The following is a 22,095-nucleotide window of genomic DNA, read 5'->3' as shown; positions in this document are numbered from 1 at the left end:
CCGTGGTGTACCTCCTTTCAGGCGGGATTACAGAGGTAACCGGGTGCCTTTGTTTTCCGCTACGGCCTTCCGGTAGATTTCCTGTGCGCTGGCAATGTCTTCTACCGCCATCCCCATCGGATTCAGGATGATCACTTCCTCATCCGATTCCCTGCCGGCCTTCGCTCCGATCAGAATTTCCCCCAGCTCGGCATGAAGCTGCTCCCGCGAGAACCTCCCTTCCAGAACGAGCTGGTTGATGACTTTTTTCTCGCGGTTTGCCTGATCCCAATCGTCCACGACCACTTTATCCGCCTTGATAAACACTTCTTTATGTACGTCCATGATGGAAATGTTGCTGACAAACGCCCCTTTTTGCAGCCATTCATACGGAATATACGGCTGGTCCACCACTGTGCACGTGATGACCACTTCCCCTGCCCGGACTGCGCTTTCTGCATCCGGAGCGATCACGAACGTTACATGCGGATACGTTTCCCGCAAGTGATCGGCCAATGCGCGAGCGGCTTCCGGGTTCAGATCAAAGAGATGGATGGCGGTAATCTGCGGAAACTGTTCCAGCATGGACCGAAGCTGCATGCGGGCGATCACGCCGCATCCCATGCACGCGACACGTTCAAATCCTTTTTTCGCCAGGTAACGCGCTCCAATGACGGTCACGGCTGCGGTGCGCATGCCGCTGATCAGGCTGGCTTCCATCACGGCGATCGGATAGTTGCTCTCGGGATCGTTCAGGATGATGAGGCCGCTGGCGCGTTCCATTCCCCGCCTGCTGGGGTTGTCGTGCTTGCTTCCGATCCACTTCAGCCCCGACACCGGCGCTTCTCCGCCGATGTAGGCCGGCATCGCGATGATGCGGTCGGCGATATGCCCCTCTTTTTCGTTGACGCGCAGGTACGGTTTCAGCGGCTGCACGAAATCGCGTTTGGCATGCAGTTCCAGCGCCCTGCTTACAGCCGTGACGTACAGATCGGAAGCGTTTCCTCCCAGCGCGATGATGTCTTCCTTGCTCAAATACAAGATGGAATGATGGCGAGACATGTCGATTTCCTCTCCTTTTGCTGTCATACCGATACGGTTGGGCGGCTGAGCTTTTGCACCCAGGCGTCATCGTACACACTGTCCAAATAACGTTCTCCCCTGTCAGGGAGAATCGTGACCACGCGGGATGCGGCCGGTACCGACGCGATGATCTTCCGGATGGCCGCGATGACCGAGCCCGACGAGCCGCCGGCAAAAATCCCTTCGGCAGCCAACAGGTCGCGGCAGCCCGATACCGATTCGGCGTCGTTCACATAGACAACCTCGTCGATTTCCTCCCTCCTGAGGAGCTCCGGAACGCGGCTGGAACCGATGCCGGGAAGTTCGCGCGGGGCGGGAGGCGCTCCGAAGATGACGGAACCGACCGCGTCGACGGCGATCACTTTGACGTGTGGATACGCTTCCCGAATCCGTCTCGCCGTTCCCAGAATACTTCCGGTTGTGCTGACGGCCATGACGAGGTAATCAATCGAGCCGCTGACTTGTTCCAAAATTTCGCTGGCTGTGCCGTAGTAGTACGCCTTCCAGTTGTTCTCGTTGGCATACTGATTGATCCAATAGGCGTTTGGAGTCGTTTGCAGCAGTTCCTGTACACGCCTGATCCGCGTCTTTAAATACCCTCCCTGGTCATCCGGTTCCTGAACCATGTCAATACGGGCTCCCATTTGCTTGAGAATGGCCAGGTTTGTCTTGGTAATCTTGGGATCGACCACGCAGGTGAAAGTCAATCCATGCACGCGTGCCATCATGGAGATGGCGATGCCCAGATTGCCGGAGGTGCTTTCAATCAGGTGCGTTTTCTCATGGATGGTACCGTCCTTCAGTCCCTGCTCGATGATATAGCGAGCCGGGCGGTCCTTCATACTGCCGCCGGGATTCATCAGCTCCAGCTTGGCGAAAACGTCCACCTGGCTGCCCGAAAACAGCCGCTTCAGGTGAACCAGCGGAGTGTTTCCCACGCAAGCCGCAATGGAATCAGAAACAGGGGGGCTGGTACGGTTGCATTCGATTCCTGAACGATTCATCATCGGCACCTTCTCTCCCAAAAGGTATTTTGTTAATAATGAAAATCATTTTCAATTCAATGTTACGATGAAATTATATTTGATAGTGATAATCATTGTCAATATTATTTTGGCAGATTTTTCATGTGACTTTGGTCCCGTTCTAGTTGGAACCCTCCTGTTCTTACATCGAGACAATGGTCCGCTGTGAGCGTTTTGCGTGAAATCCCCCGCATCCCGCTGATTTTCGGAAACGCTATCGCGGTTATAGCCGCGGGGACAACCCATCTGCTATCATGGAAGAAAAACGAAAGAAGGGTGAATCATGCAACCGCTCGTTACCCCCCGTTGGCTGTACGAACACCTGCAGGACGACCGGCTGATCGTCATCGACTGCCGCTTTGCCCTGAACAACCCCGCCCTGGGCGAGGAACAGTACCGCCAGGAGCACATCCCCGGCGCCCTCTATTTCCATCTGGAGCGGGACCTGTCCGGCCCCAAACAGACGCATGGCGGACGCCATCCGCTGCCCGATCCGGAAGCGCTCGCCGCCCGGCTGTCCCGCGCGGGTATTGACGAGAGCGTCACCGTGATCGCCTACGACGACCAGGAGATGTCCATGGCCGGCCGGCTCTGGTGGCTGCTCCGCTACCTGGGGCACGAGAAGGCGGCCGTGCTGGACGGCGGATTTGCCGCCTGGAAGCGGGCCGGCTACCCGGTGACGGCCGACGTGCCCACTCCCGCCCCGCGCACCTTTATCCCCCGTCTGCAGCCGGACATGCTGGTGGACATCCGCGGTGTGCAGGAACGCGGCGAACGGACGGCGCTGCTCGACTCCCGCGCCGGCGAACGCTACCGCGGCGAACAGGAAACGCTCGATCCGAAAGCGGGACACATCCCCGGCGCCCTGCACTTCTTTTACAAGGACAATCTCTCCGCGGACGGCACGATGCTGCCGCCTGAACGGCTGCGGGAGCGGTTTGCCCCCTTGGACGGACAGGAGATCATCGTCTACTGCGGCTCCGGCGTGACGGCCTGCACCAACCTCCTGGCCCTGCACGCCGCCGGCCGGACCGACGCCAAACTGTACCCCGGCAGTTGGAGCGACTGGTGCTCCTACGACCTGCCGGTGGCGAAAGGACCTACTCCGGCCGACGACGTTGAAAAGTGAGGGAGGGACGCCTCCCGCCCGTTTAGCGATCGATCGGCGATGCCGCTCCCTGCTGGATCAGCCGGTGCAGACCGCCGAGCAAAAACGCGCCGCCGGTGACGAAGAAGACGATAAAAAACGAGTGGTTCCAGTTGTCGATGATGCCCGCCACGATGGGGCTGAGAATGGCACCGGCGGAGGTGACAGCGGAAAACAGGCTGAACGCGCTCCCGTACAGGTCGCGCGGCACGTGAAGCATCAGGATGGTGGACAAAGCCGGGAACAGGAGGCCGGAGCAGATGCCGAACAGAAACATCATCAGATACAGCGACACATCCAGGCCGATCGCCAGCCCATACGTCAGCAGGCTCATCAGGCAGAGGCCGACCAGCGTGCGCTGCTCCGGGGACGTGCGGGCCAGCCAGAACTGGCTGAGCGTCGCCAGTGCCCCCAATCCCTTGAGACTGAACAAAATGCCCGTCACCGAAGGCGAAAGATCGTGCCGTTGGATCAGCAGCGGGACCTCGTAAATCAGCGTCCCCTGCGCGTAGACGACGGCAAACCCGCCGAGAAAGGCGGGATAGAGGTACGGATTTGCCACCACGGCCATCAAAGAGGATTGTTGCGGCAGGCGGGCAGCAACGGCAGCGCTGTTGGCGGTGCTGGCAGCGCTGTCGGAAACGCTCCGGCCGTCCGCTCGACGGCCGGGCAGGACCAGCAGGGCAAACACCCCGGCAGCCGCCATGATGCCGCCCAGGATGACAAACGACTGCCCGTAGCCAAACTGCACCGCGAAGAAGCTGCCCACCGCAGGCGAGACAATCGCCGCCGTCGTCAGCACCATCCCGTTTTTCGCCATCAGTTCGCCCTGCTCCGCCCTCGTCCGTCCGGTTTCCCCCAGCATGGCAAAACAGGCCGGCGAGACAAACGCCATCAAAAACCCCAGGATCAGGCGCAGCACGAAGAAATGCTCCGGCACCTGCACCACTCCCTGGCCGCTCAGGATCAGCCCGGCCAGGAGCAGTCCCCCGGCGACAAACCACTTTTTCGGAAAGCGATCCAAAAACGGTCCGGCGATCAGGTTGCCGCCCAGATTGCTGATCGCGTACGCCCCCAGGACCACGCCGATCATCGCCCCCGACGCCCCCAGCACGAGCATGTACGGCGCGAGCAGCGGCGTCTGCGCATGCATGTCAAACGACACGAGAAACAAGACGACAAACAGGAGAATTCGCATTCCCTTCCACTCCCCTCTCTATCTCCTATCTATATGAAGCAGGTCGTCCCCATAGAAAAGGGGCTGTCTCAAAAGAGGCACCCCGAATGATTGAATCCCAAAAAGCAGCCAAGAAACATCCCGTCTCACTGTCTTAGTGGGACGGGACGCTTGGTTTACGGGTAATGTTGATTTCCTCGGGGTGGTATTCGCGTTTTCTACGTTGACATTTTGACGGAATATTTTGTATAATGCCAAAAATGAACGATCGCTCAATCAAAATGTGTTGGGAAGCGGAAACTGTCACGTGGTTCTCTTTTTTGAACGTATGTTTCCAGTGCAAACATGGCTACCCGGAGGCATGCTGTGCCGAGTGGTTGGACCAGCCTGTAGAGCAGTACCGGATCGACAGAAGACTATCTGACGGCGATGAAATTCATACAGGACGCCGAATCCTGCAGGTTGTTCACACGCCTGGTCATACATTGGGGCATATCTCTTTGTACGAACCTGAGGAGAAGGTATTGATTTGTGGCGATCTTTTCCATAAGAATGACATCGGCTGGATCAATATCTTTCGTGAAGGAGTCGCTGCCGTTCAGCAATCAATCGAAAGCCTGGAGCGGCTGGCCAGTCTTCCGATTCGACACGCCTACTCCGGCCATGGTCCTGCGTTGGATAATCCTCTGGTTGCGATTGATCATGCGAGAAATCGGCTGGAAAAGTGGCTCCATGCGCCGGAAAAGATGGCATGGCACGCTTGCAAGAGAATTTTTGCCTATACCCTGATGATGTACGACGGACTGTCAAAAGATGAAATCGATACCTACCTCCCATCGTGTGGATGGTTCCGGGATTTTGCCCGCTACTCGTTCCAGCTGCAACCGGACGAATTTGTCCCCATCCTGCTTGATGAAATGCTGCGCTCCAAAGCCGCAAGCTGGCGTGGTGATGATCTGATTGCCACTACACCCTATCAGCCGCCAACCAGGGAATGGATGGAGCGGAGTAGCAAGCCTCGCGTTTGGACAACGGAAGGTTATCATTCATGATGAAGAAAGGGGGAAGCTTATGCAGGCAGGCGATGTCCTAACGTGGGAGAGAACATTTACCGAGCAGGATGTGCAAGAGTTTTGCAGAATTTCCGGCGACAACGGCGCGCACCATATTACGCCTGACGAACATGGGCGTTTCATGGTACATGGTTTGCTCACCGCAACCTTGCCGACAAAAATCGGTGGGGACTTGCATGTTCTTGCCAGAAAAATGGAGTTTACCTTTCTCAGGCCGGTGTTTACGGGAGACACGATCCGCTGTGAAGTTACCGTCACCCGTTATGAACGGCAGGAAATCAAAGTGGAAATCGCTGCCGCTGTGGAGTGCTTTAACCAGGCGGGAAAGAAGGTATTGGAAGGCGCGTTTGAAGGGATTATCAGGCGCTAGACAAAATCGCCGGAGGAGCGGGTGAGGCGGGAGACCAGATCAGTGATGCCGTAGCCGTACTCGAGCAGGCGGGCCGTCTCTTCCGGCTTTAGCTGCCGGGGCGTGAGGCCGCCTTCGTACAGTCCGCGCCAAAACAGATTGGCCGGATTGGCGTAGTGAAAGCCGGCTGTCGCCGACACGCGGCCCGGATTGATGCCGCAAAACAGTACCGTTAGATCGCGGCGGATGTAGGTGGGCAGCCATTTTTCCGTAAAGTGGGAGACTCTCCCTAAGGGAGAGTCTCAGTCTCGGGAATGTCATTCGCACCAGCTTGGGCGAAAACGTCTGTTTTTCTGCGCTCTGTGCACGGCCGGCGTCTACGCATGCACCGATTTCAATCCCAACGAGCTTTCGTGGAACTTGATGTTCGGATACTTCTCCATCGCCATCCGCAGTTGGTACTCGCTCTCAAACAGCATCACCGGCCGGCCGTAGCGGTCCGTCACGGTTTTGTTCTTCAGCGCGTCCAGCGCCGCTTTTTCTCCTTCCAGCCAGCGGGCGATCTGGTACGGCAGGCGGGTCAGCGTGATCTCCACCCCGTACTCCGCTTTCAGCCGGTACTCCAGCACTTCAAACTGAAGCACCCCGACCACGCCGAGGATCAGCTCCTCCATCGGGTAGGTGCGGAACAACTGCACCGTTCCTTCCTCCGTCAACTGCATGATCCCTTTTTGGAACTGCTTGTGCTTCATCGCGTCCTTCACCATCACCCGGGAGAAGAACTCCGGCGAGAAGTGCGGCATCTCTTCGTACTCGAAAGGCTGGCCGACGCAGAGCGTGTCGCCGATCTGGAAGATGCCCGGGTCGAACAGGCCGATGACGTCACCGGCGTACGACTCCTCCACGATCTCCCGGTCCTGGGCCATGAACTGCACCGGCTGGGCCAGCTTGATCTCCTTGCCCAGGCGCACGTGCTTGACGGTCATGCCGCGTTCGAAGCGGCCCGAACAAATCCGCAGAAATGCCACGCGGTCGCGGTGCGCCGGATTCATATTGGCCTGGATTTTGAAAATGAAGCCGGAAAACGGATGGCTGTACGGATCAATCAGGCCGACGCTGCTCTTCTTGGGCGACGGCGGCGGAGCCATTTGCAAAAAGTTGTCGAGGAACGTCTGCACCCCGAAATTGTTGATCGCACTGCCGAAAAAGACGGGGGTCAGCTCCCCTTTGCCGATCAGTTCCATGTCGAAGGCGTCGCCCGCCACGTCCAGCAGGGCGATTTCCTCCTGAAGCTGCTGCCACAGGTCCTGGCCGACGCGTTCGCCGATCAGCGGATCGTCCGGGCCGCTTACCTCGAAGAAGCGGATGTCCTCATGCTGCGAGCCGTCCTGATACAGCTCCACGCGCGATTTCATCCGGTCGTACACGCCGCTGAAGTGGCTGCCCATGCCGATCGGCCAGTTCATCGGATAGGAGCGGATGCCCAGCACCCGTTCGATTTCTTCCAGGAGCTCGAACGGGTCTTTGCCGTGCCGGTCCAGCTTGTTGATAAAGGTAAAAATCGGGATGCCGCGCATCCGGCAAACCTTGAACAGCTTGATCGTCTGCGCCTCCACCCCTTTGGCCACGTCGATGATCATCACCGCGGCGTCGGCCGCCGTCAACGTCCGGTACGTGTCCTCGCTGAAGTCCTGGTGGCCCGGCGTATCCAGAATGTTGATCCGGTGCCCCTTGTATTCGAAATCCATCGCGCTGGAGGTGACGGAGATGCCCCGCTTCTTTTCGATTTCCATCCAGTCGGAGGTGGCGTGCTTGGAGTTCTTCCGCCCTTTGACCATCCCGGCTTCACGGATCGCTCCGCCGTAGTACAGCAGCTTTTCCGTCATGGTCGTCTTGCCCGCGTCCGGGTGGGAGATAATCGCAAAGGTGCGCCGTTTCGCAATTTCTTGTTCCCATTGGGGGTTTTTCTGACTCATCTTCATTCTCCTGTCGTTGTTCTCTGCCATAGCATATTCCATAACGATTATAACGACAAACAGGCGTGTGAGCTAGCTCGTATCTTTCCTTTTCCATCAGATCGGGTATAATAGAGGGATGGAAGTAGTAAAAATTTTTTGACTGTATGTGCATCCTACATAGCAAAGGGAGGAACCCTATGACAAGCTCTGTGGAAAAACGCGCAGCCGCCTTTCGCGAGTACGTGAAAAAAATGACCAGCTACAGCCAGGCGCTCGCCGTCCTGCATTGGGACATGCGCACGCAGGCGCCGCGCAAAGGGATGGAAGCCCGTTCCGAGGTGATCGGCGTGCTGTCCAGCGAGCAGTTCAAACTGGCCACCTCCAAGGAGATGGAGGAACACCTGGAGGCGCTGAGCGAACCGGCCGCGCTGGATTCGCTCGACGCCATCACCCGGGCGACGGTGCTGGAGTGCAAGAAGGAATTTGACCGCAACAAGAAAATCCCGGCAGACCGGTACCGGGAATTTGTGGTGCTGACCTCGCAGGCCGAGACCATCTGGGAGGAAGCGCGGGCCAACAGCGACTTCGCCATGTTCCGCCCCTATCTGGAAAAGATCGTCAACTTCCAGCTTGAGTTTATCGACTACTGGGGCTACGACGGCAAGAACAAGTACAACACCCTGCTTGATCTGTACGAGCCGGGCATGACCGTGGACCAGTTGGACCCGATGTTTGCCACCCTGCGCGAGAAAACCGTCAAGCTGGTGGCAGCCATCGCCGAGTCGCCGAACAAGCCGGACACGTCCTTCCTGAAGAAGCACTTCCCGGAGAGCGAGCAGGAAGCGTTCAGCCGCTTTGTGCTGGAGCGGATCGGGTACGACTTCCAGGCGGGCCGCATGGATCGCAGCGTACACCCGTTCTGCACGTCGTTCAACCCGGGCGACGTCCGGATCACGACCCGTTTCCACCCGAACGACTTCAACTCGGCGCTGTTTAGCTGCATTCACGAAGCGGGACACGCCATGTACGAGCAAAACATCAATCCGGAGCTGCTGGGCACACCGCTGTGCGACGGCACTTCGATGGGCATCCACGAATCCCAGTCCCGCTTCTGGGAAAACATGGTGGGCCGCAGCCTGCCGTTCTGGAAACATTTCTACGGCGATCTCTTGAAGGCCTTCCCGGCCCAGTTTGCAGGCGTCGACGTCGAGCAGTTCTACCGCGCGATCAACGAAGTTACCCCGTCGTTTATCCGCACGGAAGCGGACGAATTGACGTACAACCTGCACGTCATGATCCGCTACGAGATTGAAAAAGGGCTGATCAACCGGACGATCGACGTGGCCGACCTGCCTGCCATCTGGAACGAGAAAATGAAGGAGTACCTCGGCATCGTGCCGGCCAACGACAAGGAAGGCGTGCTGCAGGACGTGCATTGGGCGGGCGGCAGCTTCGGCTACTTCCCCACCTACTCGTTGGGCAACGTCTACGCCGCCCAGTTCACCCATGTGATGCGCCGGGAGATCAGCGGCTACGACGACCTGGTGGCCAAGGGAGAGTTCGGGCCGATCCGTCAGTGGCTGAAGGAGCACATTCACCAGTACGGCAAGATGAAGAGCCCGAACGAGCTGGTGAAGGAGATCACCGGCGAGGGGATCAACGCGTCGTACCTGATGGACTATCTGGAAACCAAGTACACGGACATCTACAAGCTGTAAGAACACCGGGCGCCTCGCGTTTCGAGGCGCTCTTTTCTTTGCCCGCCGCCGATCCCGGCATTTTTTGGGCCGGAAGGGAAATCCGCTTTCGCTGTGGTACAATGGGGCGAAAGGAGGGACAACGGTTGGTTCACTTTACGGAAAAATGGCTGCCCACCTACATCCGCCGCGATCTGACAGTGCTGTTTTGCGGTATCAATCCGGGCCGCGTGTCGGCGACAGCCGGCTTTCACTACGCCAATCCGGCCAATCTGTTCTGGCGCGGGCTGTACGAAGGCGGCCTCACGCACCGGCAGCTAAAGCCGGAAGAGACGGCGCGCCTGCTCGAGTACGGCTACGGCATCACCGATCTGGTCTCCCGCCCCACCCGCTCCTCCGGCGATTTGCGGGAAGCGGATTTCACGACCGGAGCGGAACAGTTCCGGCAGATGGTCCAGACGTATCGTCCGCGGGTCATCTGCTTCAACGGCATCACCGCGTTCCGCCACGCCACCGGCCGCAAAAAGGAACCGGTCTCGCTCGGCCTGCAGCCGCAGCTCGCCTTCGGAACCGGCGAATGGGCCGGCAGCCATCTGTTCGTCATCCCCTCCACCAGCGGCGCCAACGCCTCCTACACGCGCGAAGAACGGCTGGCGATGTTCGGCGAACTGAGCCGGTTCCTGCGCGAGAAAGGGTGGCATCCGCTCGATCCGAAACGCGAGTGAGTGTCGTCACATGTGCGCCGGAAGGAACGGCAGACGGCCTGCATGCCCAAAACAAATGAAAAGGCTCCGGCATGACGGTTCCGATCGCGATACCGCCGCCCGAGCCTTTTTTGCATGGATGGTTGCAGGTGTCAGGCCTTCGCGGCCACTTTCAGCAGATGGCTCTGCTGCCGCACGTACTGGATCAGCTCCACGCTCATCGCGTAGTAGTTGAAGGGCGTGATCAGATAGATGCCGTTGAAATAGGTGATGGCCACATCCAGCAGCTCCTTGGCCATCTTGAGACCTTCCTGTCTGGCCGCTTCTCCCTGAACCCGCTTCATCCGCTCCCGCGCTTCGTCGGAGAGCTTGATGCCCGGCACTTCGTTGTGCAGAAACTCCGCGTTGCGCGAGCTGGTCAGCGGCATGATCCCGATAAACACCGGGATGCCGATGTGTTTCGTCGCCTCGTGGACGAGCCGGATCGACTCCGCGTCGTAGACGGGCTGCGTCATGATGAAGTCAGCCCCGGCTTCCACCTTTTTCTCCAGCCGTTTGATCGCGGCTTCGATGTGGCGCACGTTGGGGTTGAAGGCCGCCCCCACGATGAACTGCGCCTTTTGTTTCAGCGGACGGCCGGAGAACGAGATGCCTTCGTTGAGCTGTTTGACCATGCGGATCAGGTCAAACGAGGTGACGTCAAACACCGAGCTGGCTCCCGGCAAATCGCCGAAGCGGGAGGGGTCGCCGGTCACCACCAGCACCTGGTCGATGCCGAGCGCGTGCAGGCCCATCAAGTGGGACTGCTGCCCGATCAGATTACGGTCCCGGCAGGCGATGTGGACGAGCGGGTCTATGCCGTACTGGCTTTTCATGATCGCGCCCAGCGCCATGTTGCTCATCCGCACGTTGGCCAGTGAGTTGTCCGCCAGGGTGATGGCGTCCGCCCCCGCCTTGTGCAGCTCGCAGCAGCCGGTCAAAAACCCTTCCGTATCCAGATCCTTCGGCGGGTCAAACTCCACAATGATCGTCGTGCCGGTCTTGACCCGCTCCACGATGCTCGGTTTCTGCCGGTCCCTGACGCTGAACGAGGAAACGGACGGCCGCTCCGTCAACTCGTCGGGCGGGTTGACGCGCGCCTGCGGAGCAAGCCCCTTCAGCGCTTCCGCCATGGCCCGGACGTGGTCCGGCGTGGTGCCGCAGCAGCCGCCCAAAAGGCGCACCCCTTGTTCCCGGAGGCGCAGCGCGCTCTCGGCGAAGTATTCCGGCGAGGACTTGTAGGCGTACTCGCCGTCGCTCAAGCCGAGCCGTCCCGCGTTGGGAAAGGCGGAGAGCAGCGCCCCATCCGGCACGCGGGCGCTCTCGAACGAGCGGAGAATCTCTGCCGGCCCCAGCCGACAGTTGAGGCCGATGATGTCCGCTCCCGCCTTCTGCAGGTGGGAAAACGCCTCCGTCAGCGTGTAGCCGTCACGGGTCCGCCCCACGTCCAGCGTCGCCAACTGGCAAATCAGCGGCAGGCCCGTGAGCGGGCGGATCACGTCGATGGCGAGCAGGAGCTCTTCCAGGTCGAGAAACGTTTCCAGAATCAAGCCGTCCACTCCGGCGTGCAGCAGCGCGATCGCCTGTTCTTCAAACTGGTCGCGGTACTCGTCCAGCACCTTTTTCCGCACCCGTCCGGCGAGGATGGAGCCGATGCTGCCGACGACATAGGCGTCGTCCTGCGCCGCCTCGCGGGCGATCGTGACGGCGACGCGGTTGATGCGCGTCACCTTGTGCTCCAGTCCGTAGCGGGCGAGCGCGTCCCGATTGGCGCCGAACGTGTTGGTTTCCATCATGCGCGCCCCCGCCTCGTAGTACGCCTTGTGAACGTCGTGCACCAGGCGCGGATTGGTCAGGCACAGTTCCTCGAAACTGACGCCCACCGGAACCCCCGAGCGGTACAACTGTGTCGCCATCGCCCCGTCGCCGACCAGCAGGTGGTCTTGCAAATATTCGCGCAAATCTTTTTTCGTTGTCAAATCCATCCCTTCTCTCCCATTGCTCTGTGAAACGCCTATAGGTCAAACACGGACGGGCCGGCGTTGAAGTACCTCGCCTCCGGATGGGCGAAGACCATCGCCGAGACGGACGCTTCCGGCTCCATCATGAATCCGTCCGTAAGCTGGATGCCGATGTCCTCCGGTTTCAACAAACGGAACAGCTTGGCCTGATCCTCCAGGTTGGGGCAGGCCGGGTAACCGAACGAGACGCGAATCCCCTGGTAACGGGCGCCAAACCGCTCCAGCATGGTCATCTCCGCCGGATCGGGGAAGCCCCAGACGTCCCGCATCACGTGGTGCACCCGTTCCGCAAAGGCTTCCGCCAATTCCAGCGCCAGCGCCTGCAGGACGTGGGAGCGGAGGTAGTCGCCCCGCTCTTTCAAAAGGGCGGAGCGCTCGCGGATGCCGGAGCCGGCCGTCACCGCCAGGAACCCGACGTAATCCATCTCGCCGCTCTCCACCGGTCGGAGGAAGTCGGAGAGGCAGAGAAACGGCTCCTCCGGCTGGCGGGGAAAGCGGAAGCGCTCCAGCAGACGGCTGTGATCGCGCGGATCGTAGACGAGGATGTCGTCGCCATCCGCCTGGGCTGGGAAAAACTGATACATCCCGTGCGCCGTGATCGTGCCGTCCCGCTTGGCTTCCGCCAGCAGTTCCTGCACCAACTGATACAGCCCGGTCACTTTTTCGTCCCCGGCCTCCAGCAGTTTCTCCACGTTGCCGCGGACGCCGAGATGCTTGCCGAGAAGCATCCGCAGGTTGAGGTACGGCTGCAGATGGCTGATCGGATAGTGGCGCAGCACGTGGCGCTCGCAGTCGGGCGGCACGTGGACCGGCACGGTGCGGCTGACGGCGGAGCGCTTCGGCTTGAGCGATGCCGCCGCTGCTTCGGCCTGCGGCGGAGTCGACGCTTCCTCTTCCACCGCCTGCTGGGCCGCGCGCAGCTTTTCCCGTTCTGCGGGGTCCTGCAGGCGGTTGACCAGGTCCAGCCCGTCCATCGCGTCCTTGGCGTACAGCACGATTCCCTTGTACTCCGGCGCGATCCGGTTGGAGGTAAACTTGCGGGTAAGGGCCGCGCCGCCTACCAAAAGCGGCACGTCAATGCCGGCTGCCCGCAGGTCCTGGGCGGTAATCACCATCTGCTGCGCCGACTTGACCAGCAGGCCCGACAGGCCGATCGCGTCCGGCCGCTCTTCGCGGCAGGCGGCGATCAACTGCTCCGGCGGCACCTTGATCCCCAGGTTGACCACCTCGTACCCGTTGTTGGCGAGGATGATCTCCACCAGGTTTTTGCCGATGTCGTGCACGTCCCCTTTTACCGTCGCCAGCAGGATTTTTCCTTTGGTGGCCGTCTCCGTCTTTTCCATGAACGGTTCCAGGAACGATACGGACGCCTTCATCACCTCGGCGCTCTGCAGCACCTCCGCGACGATCAGTTGGTTGGCGTTGAACAGCCGGCCCACTTCTTCCATCCCGGCCATCAGCGGGCCGTTGATGATTTCCAGCGGCGTGTATTTCTCCAGCGCCCGCTTGAGGTCGTCGATCAGCCCGTCCTTGGAGCCTTCCACCACGTACCGGGCCAGCCGCTCCTCCAGCGTGAGCGAGGACGCTTCCACTCGGACTTCCTTTTTCTTCTGCCGGTAAAACTCGGTGAAGGCTGCCAGCGTCTCGTCATTGGTCTCGAACAGGAGCGCCTCTGCCAGTCTCCGCTCCTCTTCGGGAATGGAGGCGTAGCGTTCCAGCTTCTCGGTATTGACGATGGCGTAATCGAGCCCGGCCAAGGTCGTATGGTAGAGGAAGACGGCGTTCAGCACCTCCCGTCCGGCCGCCGGCAGCCCGAACGAGACGTTGCTGATGCCGAGAATCGTCTTGCACTCCGGCATCGCCTCCTTGATCAGGCGGAGGCCTTCCACCGTCTCGCGGGCGGAGCCAATGTACTGCTCGTCGCCGGTGCCCACCGGAAAGACCAGCGGGTCGAAAATGATGTCGCGCGGGTTGACCCCGAACCGGTTGACCAGCAGGTCGTAGGAGCGTTTGGCCACCTCCAGCTTCCGCTCCCGGCTGACCGCCATGCCGGTCTCGTCGATCGTGCCGACGACGACGGCTGCGCCGTACTGGTGAATCAGCGGCACCACCTGTTCAAACCGCTCCAGCCCGTCTTCCAGGTTGATCGAGTTGAGGATGGCCTTGCCCTGCGAGTACCGCAGCCCGAGCTCCATGACGCGCACGTCGGTGGAGTCGATCATCAGCGGCGCTTTCACCTTTTTGACGACAAACTGCAGGAACTTCTCCATGTCCCCGTACTCGTCCCGGTCCGGGTCGGCGAGACAGATGTCGATGATCTGCGCCCCCCGCTTCACCTGGGCGCGGGCGATGTCTGACGCTTCCTCGTACTGCCCGGCCGCGATCAGGTCGCGGAATTTTTTCGACCCGATCACGTTGCTCCGTTCGCCGACGAGCAGCGGCCGGTTGTCCGGTTCCACGTAGACGACCTCGATCCCCGACACGGCGCTGACCGGCTGTCCGGCGGGGACGCGGGGCTTGCAGTCCTTCAACGCTTCCGCCAGCGCGCGGATATGCTCCGGTGTCGTTCCGCAGCAGCCTCCGGCGACGTTGAGCCAGCCCTGCTCGGCAAACGCCCGCATCTTGGCGGCCAGTCCGTGCGGCGTCTCGTGGTAATGGCCGTTTTCGTCCGGCAGGCCGGCGTTGGGATAACAGCTTACCCCGCACTGGGCCAGACCGGACAGCGTGCGCAGATGGTCGCGCATGAACTCCGGGCCGGTGGCACAGTTCAGGCCGATGGTAATCGGCTTCAGATGTTCCAGCGAGACGTAGAACGCTTCGACGGTTTGACCGGCCAGGGTCGTGCCCATCGGTTCGATCGTGCCGGAGACCATCACCGGCACTTCCCTCCCCAGCTCCGCGAACGCCCGGCGGATGCCGATGCCCCCGGCCTTGACGTTCAGCGTGTCCTGCGAGGTTTCCAAAAGCAGCGCATCCACGCCGCCGATCAGCAGCCCTTTCGCCTGCCGGTAGTACGCTTCCACCAGTTCTTCGAAGGTGACGCCTCCCGTCAGGGACAGCGTCTTGGTCGTCGGTCCCATCGAGCCGGCGACGTAACGCGGCCACTCCGGGGTGGAATAGGCGTCAGCCGCTTCCCGCGCCAGCCGGGCCGCGGCGATGTTGATCTCCAGGTCTTTTTCCGCCACGTCGTACTCGGCCAGGACGATGGAGGTGGCGCCAAACGTGTTGGTCTCCACGATGTCGGCGCCCGCCTCCAGGTATTTTTCGTGAATGGAGCGGATCACGTCGGGGCGGGTGAGATTAAGCAGCTCGTTGCAGCCTTCGTAGGCCTCGCCGCCAAAATCATCGGCGGTCAGGCTGGCCTGCTGCAGCATCGTCCCCATCGCACCGTCCAGAATCAGAATTTTCCGGTAAAGCTGTTCGCGAAGACTTGGTTTCATGGGCAGACTCCTTTTCTCACAAACTCACAAACGTATCGGTTCGAGTACAGCAAAAAATCCTCTCCTGTGTGCCAGAAGAGGATTTGTCCGCGAAACATACACGCATGACCATCCTCTTATCTTTCAAAGCACACGGCTTTGCTGGAATTGGCACCTGGTAATCCGGTTGCCGAGGCTTCATTGGGCCAGTCCCTCTGCCTCTCTGGATAAGAGTCGTCACTATCTCTTATGCGGTTTTGTCAAACGGCAACGATGTTTGAATGTATCTTAACACCCCCCTCTCCCCGCGTCAATGAAGAATTTGTCTATTTTCTCCAGCCCGTGACCCCCGCCCATTTTTGTGAAGCTGGTCATCCGCCCACAACAACCGGCACATTCGTGTATAGACTGAAGCATAACGGAAAGGAGGGGAAACAACAATGAGTACTTCCTTCTGCGGATCCGGCATTTTCGGTGACACGTTCGCGCTGGTGCTCGTTCTGTTCATCCTGTTGGTCATCGTCGGATGTTCGAACGACTGCAACTAAACGGGCGCTTACATGAAAAGGAGCCTAGCTGCTAGGCTCTTTTTGCGCTGGACAACCCTGTCCGTTCGCCGTTCCCTGCGGGACTCCCCGCCTGCGCCCCGTTCGTTGTCAGCCGCCGCCCGTTTTTGCTATGATGAAAAGCGATCCGGTACAAAGGAGCGAACCGCTGTGAATCATTTGGTACCCTGTGACCGTCAGGAATTCCTCTCCCGCCTGGAGACGGTGAAAGAGCTGGAGCACACCGATTTTGAGACCTACTCGATCGTCAAGAATCGAGAGACGGGGCAGCACTACCTTCGCTATTCGTTTGAGCACATCAACCTGTCCGAAGGAGGCAGGCGGGACGAATACGACCACTTCCTCCCGCTGGAATCGGACGACGTGCTGGGCATTCTGTTTGGCGACCAGCCCTACCGCTTTCCCGATCACTGGCGCTCCCCCTATCTGCGCAGTGGGACGGATGAGCGGCTGATGCCGTTTGATCCCAGCGAAAACCACGACCTGGAGGAAGAGGCCGAAGCAGAACGGGCGCTGCTCGCCAAGCTGGTCGAGTACAAGCGGCAGTGGCAGTCCGCCGACGACAAGGAACGGCTGACGCGGGACCTGTTCCACGACTTGGACGATTTGCTGAAAAAACCGGAAGAGTGAGTTGCATCCCGCGGGAGATGTCCGCTATAATGCTAGAGAAACATAGTCGTCGCCGAAGAGGAGAGTACTCCGTCAGAAAGCGGAAGCGAGCCGGGGACGGTGGGAGCCCGGTGCGGAATGACGCGGGGAAGCGCACCTCGGAGACGCGTCCTGAAGGTCCGGACGACCGGATTGCGTAGGGCACGCCGGGTCTGCCCGTTACCGCAGGCAAAGCGGCTTTCGCCTGTCCCCGTGCGGGAGGCGAGAGCAACAAGAGTGGCACCGCGGGAGTACAACCTCTCGTCTCTTTTCCCGATGAGACGCAGAGGTTTTTCTATTTTTTTCAGATTCCCAGAAACGAAAGGAGATTTCCATGAGCTATAAGCATCAAGCGGCTAGCATCATTGCCGCAGCACTCACCCGCCTCGGCGCGGACCAATTTACCGCCGAAACCGTATACGACATGCTGGAAACCCCGCCCAATCCCAGCATGGGGGATATCGCCTTCCCCTGCTTCCAACTGGCCAAGGCGCTCCGCAAGGCTCCGCCGCTGATCGCCGCCGAGCTGGCCGGCGAGGTAAGCGGCGCGCCGATTCGCGAAGCCAAGGCGGTCGGTCCGTACCTCAACCTGTTCCTCGATCAGGAAAGCGTCGCCCGCGACGTGATCGGCACGATCCTGACGCAGGGCAGCGCATACGGCAGCCGCGACATCGGTCAAGGGCGCAACGTGCCGATCGACCTCTCCTCCCCCAACATCGCGAAGCCGTTCTCCATGGGCCACCTGCGCTCCACCGTGATCGGCAACGCGATCGCCAACATCATGGAAAAACACGGCTACCGGCCGATCCGCATCAACCACCTGGGCGACTGGGGGACGCAGTTCGGCAAGCTGATCGTCGCCTACAAGCTGTGGGGCGACGAAGAAAAAGTAAAGGCCGAGCCGATCAAGGAGCTGCTCCACCTCTACGTCCGCTTCCACGAAGAGGCGGAAAAAGACCCGTCGCTGGAAGATCAGGGCCGCGAGTGGTTCAAAAAGCTGGAAGACGGGGACGAGGAAGCGCGTCGCCTCTGGCAGTGGTTCCGCGACGAATCGCTGAAGGAGTTCATGAAAATCTACGACTTGATGGGCGTTCAGTTTGACTCGTTCCACGGCGAGGCGTTCTACAACGACAAGATGGACCGCGTCGTCTCCATGCTGGAGGAAAAAGGGCTGTTGACCGAATCGGACGGCGCCCTGGTGGTCAACCTGGACGAGTACGACATGCCGCCGTGCCTGATCAAAAAATCGGACGGCGCCACCCTGTACGCGACGCGCGACCTGGCAGCCGCCCTGTATCGCCATGAGACCTACAACTTCGCCAAGGCCCTCTACGTCGTGGGCAACGAGCAGCGCCTGCACTTCCAGCAGTTGTACAAGGTGCTGGAAAAGATGGGCTTCGAATGGGCCAAGGAAATGTACCACATTCCGTTCGGCATGATGCTGAAGGACGGCAAGAAAATGTCCACCCGCAAAGGAAAAGTGGTCCTGCTGGAAGAAGTGCTGGCGCAGGCCATCGAGGACGTGCTGAACGTGATCCGGGAGAAAAACCCGTCGCTGGAAAACAAGGAAGAGGTGGCCCGCCAGGTTGGGGTTGGCGCGGTTATCTTCCACGACTTGAAAAACTACCGCTTAAACGACATCAATTTCTCCTGGGAGGAGATGCTCACGTTTGAAGGCGAGACCGGTCCGTACGTGCAGTACACGCACGCGCGCGCCTGCTCGCTGCTGCGCAAGGGCGGCTACGAGCCGACCAGCGAGGTGAAGCTGCCCGCAGGCGCCTTGGACAGCAAGGAAGCCTGGGCGGTCATCACGCTGTTGAACAGCTTCCCGGAAGTGATCGACCGGGCGCGGGAACAGTTCGACCCGTCGCAGATCGGCAAATACGTGATCGACCTGGCGCAGGCGTTCAACAAGTTCTACGCCAACGTCCGCATTCTTGCGGAAGAAGAGGACGTCAAGACGGCCCGCCTGCAGTTGGTCGCCGCAGTGGTGACGGTGCTGAAAGAGGGGCTGCGCCTGCTCGGACTCGCCGCACCGGAAGAGATGTAATCGCCTGTTGGCGAGACTGCCTCTCGTCCATCAAAAAAGCCGACTTTCCTGCTTTGACAGGAAGTCGGCTTTTCTTTTCCTTTGGGAACGCTCCCTACTTTTTCCCAAACCACGTCTTGCCGAGCAGCTCCACCACCTGCTTGGGCAGCGAGCGCGGCGGCTCTTTTTCAGCTCCCGATGCGTCGACGAGACGATACAACAGCGCCTTGTCGTCGGCCGGGTCCGACTTGGTTTCCAGCGTCAGTTCGCCGATGACCCCCGCTTTCGTCCATTCCTCGATCATGATCTGATACTCGCCGGGAGCCAGTTCGATGTATTCCCCGTCCGGCAGGTCGATCACGGCATAGCCGTCGTGTTCGATTTCGGCGTCATAGATATGTCCGTTCGCCGCCTCATACAGGGCCAGCTCTTCCGGATTGTTCAGGTTTTCCTTGAGCGGGGCAAAATCCTCGATGGTTACCTTGACTCTTCGTTTCACGCAGACTCCTCCTCGCTGACAGCGCACTGTACGGTTTCCTCTCACACTCTACCATACGGGCGGTCAGCCTGTCACGGCCCGGCCAGCTCTCGCACCAGGGCGATCTCCTCCCGATGGCCGCCACCAGGCGGACGGGGCGTCTCCAGTACGACCGGGATTCCCTGCAGCTCCGGCGTCCGCAGCAGAGGGACAAACGCTTCCCTCCCGATCGCGCCCCGCCCAATCGGCGCGTGCCTGTCGCGAAAGGAACCGGCGGGATACACCGAATCGTTCAGATGGACGGCGGCCAGCGCGTCCAGATACCCCAGCTTCCGCATGCTGTCAGCCACCCGCTCCCAGTCGTCTCCCGTCCAGAGCCCGCTGGCAAAGGCGTGGCACGTGTCGAAGCAGAACCCCACTTTTTGCGGATGGTTCAGCAGTTCCCGCACCTGGGTCAGCTCTTCCAGCGTCGTTCCCATGCGGCTGCCCTGGCCCGCGTTGTTTTCCACCAGCAGCTTCGCCACTCCGCTCCAGCCGTCCAGGATGTCGTTCACCATCCGGATCATCAGCCGGTACCCTTCCAGCACATCCGCCCCCTTGTACTGGCCAAAGTGGACGACCACCCCGATGGAGCCGCACGCTTCCGCGATCTCCAGATCGTTTCGCAGCGAGTCGGCCGTCGCTTTAAACAGTGCGCCCGGCGCCGCGGCAAGATTGGCCGGATAGGAGGTGTGGGCGATGGAGACGATGCCCTGCTTTCGGCAAAAGGAGCGGCACGCCTCCGCATCCCTGGGGTCGAACGCTTTGACCGCCAGGCTGCGCGGGTTCTTGGGAAAGTATTGAAACGCTCCGGCCCCCAGCGCCAAAGCCGTCTTCGCCGCGGCCAGATACCCGCCGCGAATGCTGACGTGACATCCGACGTACACGCAGCTCCCTCCCTCTGGCAAGTTGTTTCCAGTTTCCCCCACTCTTCCTCGTTTCAGTCGCCGGGTGGGGAAATGGCTGCTGCCGGAAGCTCCCCGCTTCTCCCCCCGATGCTGCCCGCCTCGCCGCGCAGGCTGCGGCCGCTCTATGCGTCGGGCGCGCGCCTGCCCCGGTCAGCGGGCGGACGGATGCCGGCATGCGCCTGCACCAGCACCCGGTCGTACCGCTCCGACGCCCCCGGCGACGGTCGGCTCAGCCAGGTGCCCAGCAGCGCGCCGAGAAAGCCGAGCGGGATCGAGACCAGTCCCGGATTGGCCAGGGGAAACAGCGGCTCGGCCAGGATCAAGCCGTGCTCGGGATGCATCACCGACGGGCCGAGACAGACAAGCAGGAGCGAAGCCAGTACGCCGGTGATGACCCCGGCAAGCGCTCCCTGCACCGTGAACCGCCGCCAGTACAGGGTAAACAGGATCAGCGGCAGATTGGCCGAAGCGGCCACTGCAAACGTCAGCGCCACCAGAATCGCCACGTTCATCTTCTGCGCGCCGATCGCCAGCCAGATGGAGACGAGGCCGACGGCGACGGACGAAGCCTTGGCGACCAGCACCTGCTCCCGTTCGGAAGCCTGTCCGCTGCGGACGATGTGGCTGTAGACGTCGTGGGCAAACGCGGAGGACGCGGCGAGCACCAATCCCGTCACGACCGCCAGTATCGTGGCGAAGGCGACGGCCGAGATGTAGGCCATCAGGAATTCGCCGCCCAGCGCGTCGGCCAAAAGCGTCACCGTCAGATTCCCCCCGAACCCGGCCTGCTCCAGGGTCTGCCAGCCGATAAACGCGCACGCGCCGAATCCTAGCAGAATGGTCATCAGGTAAAACGCCCCCATGATCCAGGTGGCCGTGATGATCGACTTGCGCGTGGTGACCGCGTCCTTTACCGTAAAAAGTCGGGCGATGATGTGGGGCAGGCCGGCCGTTCCCAGGATCAGCGCCAGATGCAGCGAAAGGATGTCCAGCGGCCTGACGTACTGGTTGCCCGGATAGAGGTAGCGCTCCCTGAGCGGGGTGGCCGTGCTGACGTAATCAAACAGCGCCGCCAGGCTCCAATCAAAGCGGGCCAGCACGATCATGGAGACGATGCACGTGCCTGTCAGGAGCAGAATGGCCTTGATAATCTGCACCCAGGAGGTGGCCTCCATCCCGCCGAAGACGACGTAGATCGTCATCAGGCTGCCCACCACCATCACCGCGGTCTCGTACTCGATGTCAAACAGGTGGTGAATCAGCGCCCCCGCCCCCACCAGTTGGGCGATCATGTAAAAAATCGTGATCAACAGCGTCGTGCAGGCGATCACCCCGCGCAGCCCCCTGCTGTCAAAGCGGACGGCGATCGCGTCGGCCAAGGTGTACCGCCCCAGGTTGTGCAGCGGCTCCGCGATTACCGACAGCATCACCAGATAGGAGACGAAAAAACCGATCGCGTAGAGAAAGCCGTCAAACCCGTACAGGGCGATCGCCCCCGCAATGCCGAGAAAAGACGCGGCGCTCATGTAGTCCCCCGCGATGGCCACGCCGTTCTGCAAACCGGTCAGGCGGTTCCCCGCGGCGTAGAACTCGCGCGGGTTGACCGCCCGCCTGGCCGCGGAATACGTGATGAACAGCGTGCCGATAATCACGCTGCAAAAGAAAATCACCGCAGACATGCCATCCCCCACTTCCGCCTGAATGGCAAAGAAGCTGGGGCATTCACCCCAGCATCTCCAGTTTCTTAATTACTTAT

At 60.4% G+C, this 22,095-nt stretch carries 18 protein-coding genes and 1 riboswitch; of the genes, 8 read left to right on the top strand and 10 right to left on the bottom strand.

The features are described 5' to 3' along the window. Positions 1–27: 27 nt before the first annotated feature. Positions 28–1,041, bottom strand: a complete 1,014-nt coding sequence (sbnB, locus tag M516_RS0111985; protein ID WP_035289653.1) for a 2,3-diaminopropionate biosynthesis protein SbnB — start codon at positions 1,039–1,041, stop codon at positions 28–30. A gap of 23 nt (positions 1,042–1,064) precedes the next feature. Continuing rightward, complete coding sequence (gene sbnA, locus M516_RS0111980; RefSeq protein ID WP_051188204.1) at positions 1,065–2,069, bottom strand: 2,3-diaminopropionate biosynthesis protein SbnA; 1,005 nt, start codon at positions 2,067–2,069, stop codon at positions 1,065–1,067. A gap of 301 nt (positions 2,070–2,370) precedes the next feature. On the opposite strand from sbnA, the gene M516_RS0111975 reads away from it, so the two are divergent. Then, positions 2,371–3,216 (top strand): sulfurtransferase, encoded by an 846-nt coding sequence (locus M516_RS0111975; RefSeq protein WP_029099329.1) that lies wholly within the window; start codon positions 2,371–2,373, stop codon positions 3,214–3,216. Positions 3,217–3,238: 22 nt separating this feature from the next. Here M516_RS0111975 and M516_RS0111970 read toward each other — a convergent pair whose 3' ends face one another. Further along, positions 3,239–4,432, bottom strand: a complete 1,194-nt coding sequence (locus tag M516_RS0111970; RefSeq protein WP_029099328.1) for an MFS transporter — start codon at positions 4,430–4,432, stop codon at positions 3,239–3,241. A gap of 230 nt (positions 4,433–4,662) precedes the next feature. On the opposite strand from M516_RS0111970, the gene M516_RS24795 reads away from it, so the two are divergent. Beyond that, positions 4,663–5,463 carry an MBL fold metallo-hydrolase gene (locus M516_RS24795; RefSeq protein WP_081656528.1) on the top strand — a complete coding sequence of 267 codons (801 nt, stop codon included), beginning with the start codon at positions 4,663–4,665 and terminating at the stop codon, positions 5,461–5,463. Positions 5,464–5,482: 19 nt separating this feature from the next. Further along, the gene (locus tag M516_RS0111960; protein WP_029099326.1) at positions 5,483–5,854 is read left to right on the top strand and encodes a hotdog domain-containing protein; all 372 of its coding nucleotides are present in this window, start codon (positions 5,483–5,485) and stop codon (positions 5,852–5,854) included. Here the strand turns inward: M516_RS0111960 and M516_RS23375 are convergent. Further along, positions 5,851–6,081, bottom strand: a complete 231-nt coding sequence (locus tag M516_RS23375; RefSeq protein WP_255309584.1) for a mismatch-specific DNA-glycosylase — start codon at positions 6,079–6,081, stop codon at positions 5,851–5,853. The genes M516_RS0111960 and M516_RS23375 overlap by 4 nt on opposite strands. Before the next feature lie 129 nt (positions 6,082–6,210). Further along, a complete protein-coding gene (locus M516_RS0111950) occupies positions 6,211–7,809 on the bottom strand; it encodes a peptide chain release factor 3 (protein ID WP_029099324.1) in 1,599 nt (532 codons plus the stop codon). Positions 7,810–7,988: 179 nt separating this feature from the next. On the opposite strand from M516_RS0111950, the gene M516_RS0111945 reads away from it, so the two are divergent. Then, entirely contained in the window at positions 7,989–9,509 is a 1,521-nt protein-coding gene (locus tag M516_RS0111945) for a carboxypeptidase M32 (RefSeq protein ID WP_029099323.1), read from the top strand. A 125-nt stretch (positions 9,510–9,634) separates the two neighbouring features. After that, positions 9,635–10,213 carry a mismatch-specific DNA-glycosylase gene (locus M516_RS0111940; protein ID WP_029099322.1) on the top strand — a complete coding sequence of 193 codons (579 nt, stop codon included), beginning with the start codon at positions 9,635–9,637 and terminating at the stop codon, positions 10,211–10,213. 131 nt (positions 10,214–10,344) lie between these two features. Here M516_RS0111940 and M516_RS0111935 read toward each other — a convergent pair whose 3' ends face one another. Together M516_RS0111935 and metH are read right to left on the bottom strand one after the other, a co-directional pair. Beyond that, positions 10,345–12,216: a bifunctional homocysteine S-methyltransferase/methylenetetrahydrofolate reductase gene (locus tag M516_RS0111935; RefSeq protein ID WP_035289649.1), complete on the bottom strand. Its 1,872-nt coding sequence runs from the start codon at positions 12,214–12,216 to the stop codon at positions 10,345–10,347. A 29-nt stretch (positions 12,217–12,245) separates the two neighbouring features. Next, on the bottom strand, positions 12,246–15,692 hold the full coding sequence (gene metH / locus M516_RS0111930) for a methionine synthase (RefSeq protein ID WP_029099320.1): 3,447 nt from the start codon (positions 15,690–15,692) through the stop codon (positions 12,246–12,248). Positions 15,693–15,805: 113 nt separating this feature from the next. Next, a riboswitch (SAM riboswitch) is annotated at positions 15,806–15,905 on the bottom strand. A gap of 206 nt (positions 15,906–16,111) precedes the next feature. Here metH and M516_RS24790 point away from each other — a divergent pair. From M516_RS24790 to argS, 3 genes are all read left to right on the top strand, one after another. Next, the gene (locus M516_RS24790) at positions 16,112–16,219 is read left to right on the top strand and encodes a YjcZ family sporulation protein (RefSeq protein WP_029099319.1); all 108 of its coding nucleotides are present in this window, start codon (positions 16,112–16,114) and stop codon (positions 16,217–16,219) included. A 168-nt stretch (positions 16,220–16,387) separates the two neighbouring features. After that, a complete protein-coding gene (locus tag M516_RS0111915) occupies positions 16,388–16,867 on the top strand; it encodes a hypothetical protein (RefSeq protein WP_029099318.1) in 480 nt (159 codons plus the stop codon). 352 nt (positions 16,868–17,219) lie between these two features. Beyond that, positions 17,220–18,935 carry an arginine--tRNA ligase gene (gene argS / locus M516_RS0111910; RefSeq protein WP_029099317.1) on the top strand — a complete coding sequence of 572 codons (1,716 nt, stop codon included), beginning with the start codon at positions 17,220–17,222 and terminating at the stop codon, positions 18,933–18,935. Positions 18,936–19,029: 94 nt separating this feature from the next. On the opposite strand, the gene M516_RS0111905 is transcribed toward argS, so the two are convergent. The 3 genes from M516_RS0111905 to M516_RS0111895 form a co-directional block, all read right to left on the bottom strand. Next, entirely contained in the window at positions 19,030–19,413 is a 384-nt protein-coding gene (locus M516_RS0111905; protein ID WP_029099316.1) for a hypothetical protein, read from the bottom strand. Between the two features lie 71 nt (positions 19,414–19,484). Continuing rightward, positions 19,485–20,318, bottom strand: a complete 834-nt coding sequence (locus tag M516_RS0111900; RefSeq protein ID WP_029099315.1) for a deoxyribonuclease IV — start codon at positions 20,316–20,318, stop codon at positions 19,485–19,487. Positions 20,319–20,461: 143 nt separating this feature from the next. After that, positions 20,462–22,018 carry a solute symporter family protein gene (locus tag M516_RS0111895; protein WP_029099314.1) on the bottom strand — a complete coding sequence of 519 codons (1,557 nt, stop codon included), beginning with the start codon at positions 22,016–22,018 and terminating at the stop codon, positions 20,462–20,464. Between the last annotated feature and the right edge of the window lie 77 nt (positions 22,019–22,095).

Source organism: Brevibacillus thermoruber 423, from assembly GCF_000454065.1.
Lineage (GTDB): Bacteria > Bacillota > Bacilli > Brevibacillales > Brevibacillaceae > Brevibacillus > Brevibacillus thermoruber.
The sequence above is the reverse complement of the archived record's forward strand: the minus strand, read 5'-3'. Positions and strand labels throughout refer to the sequence as shown.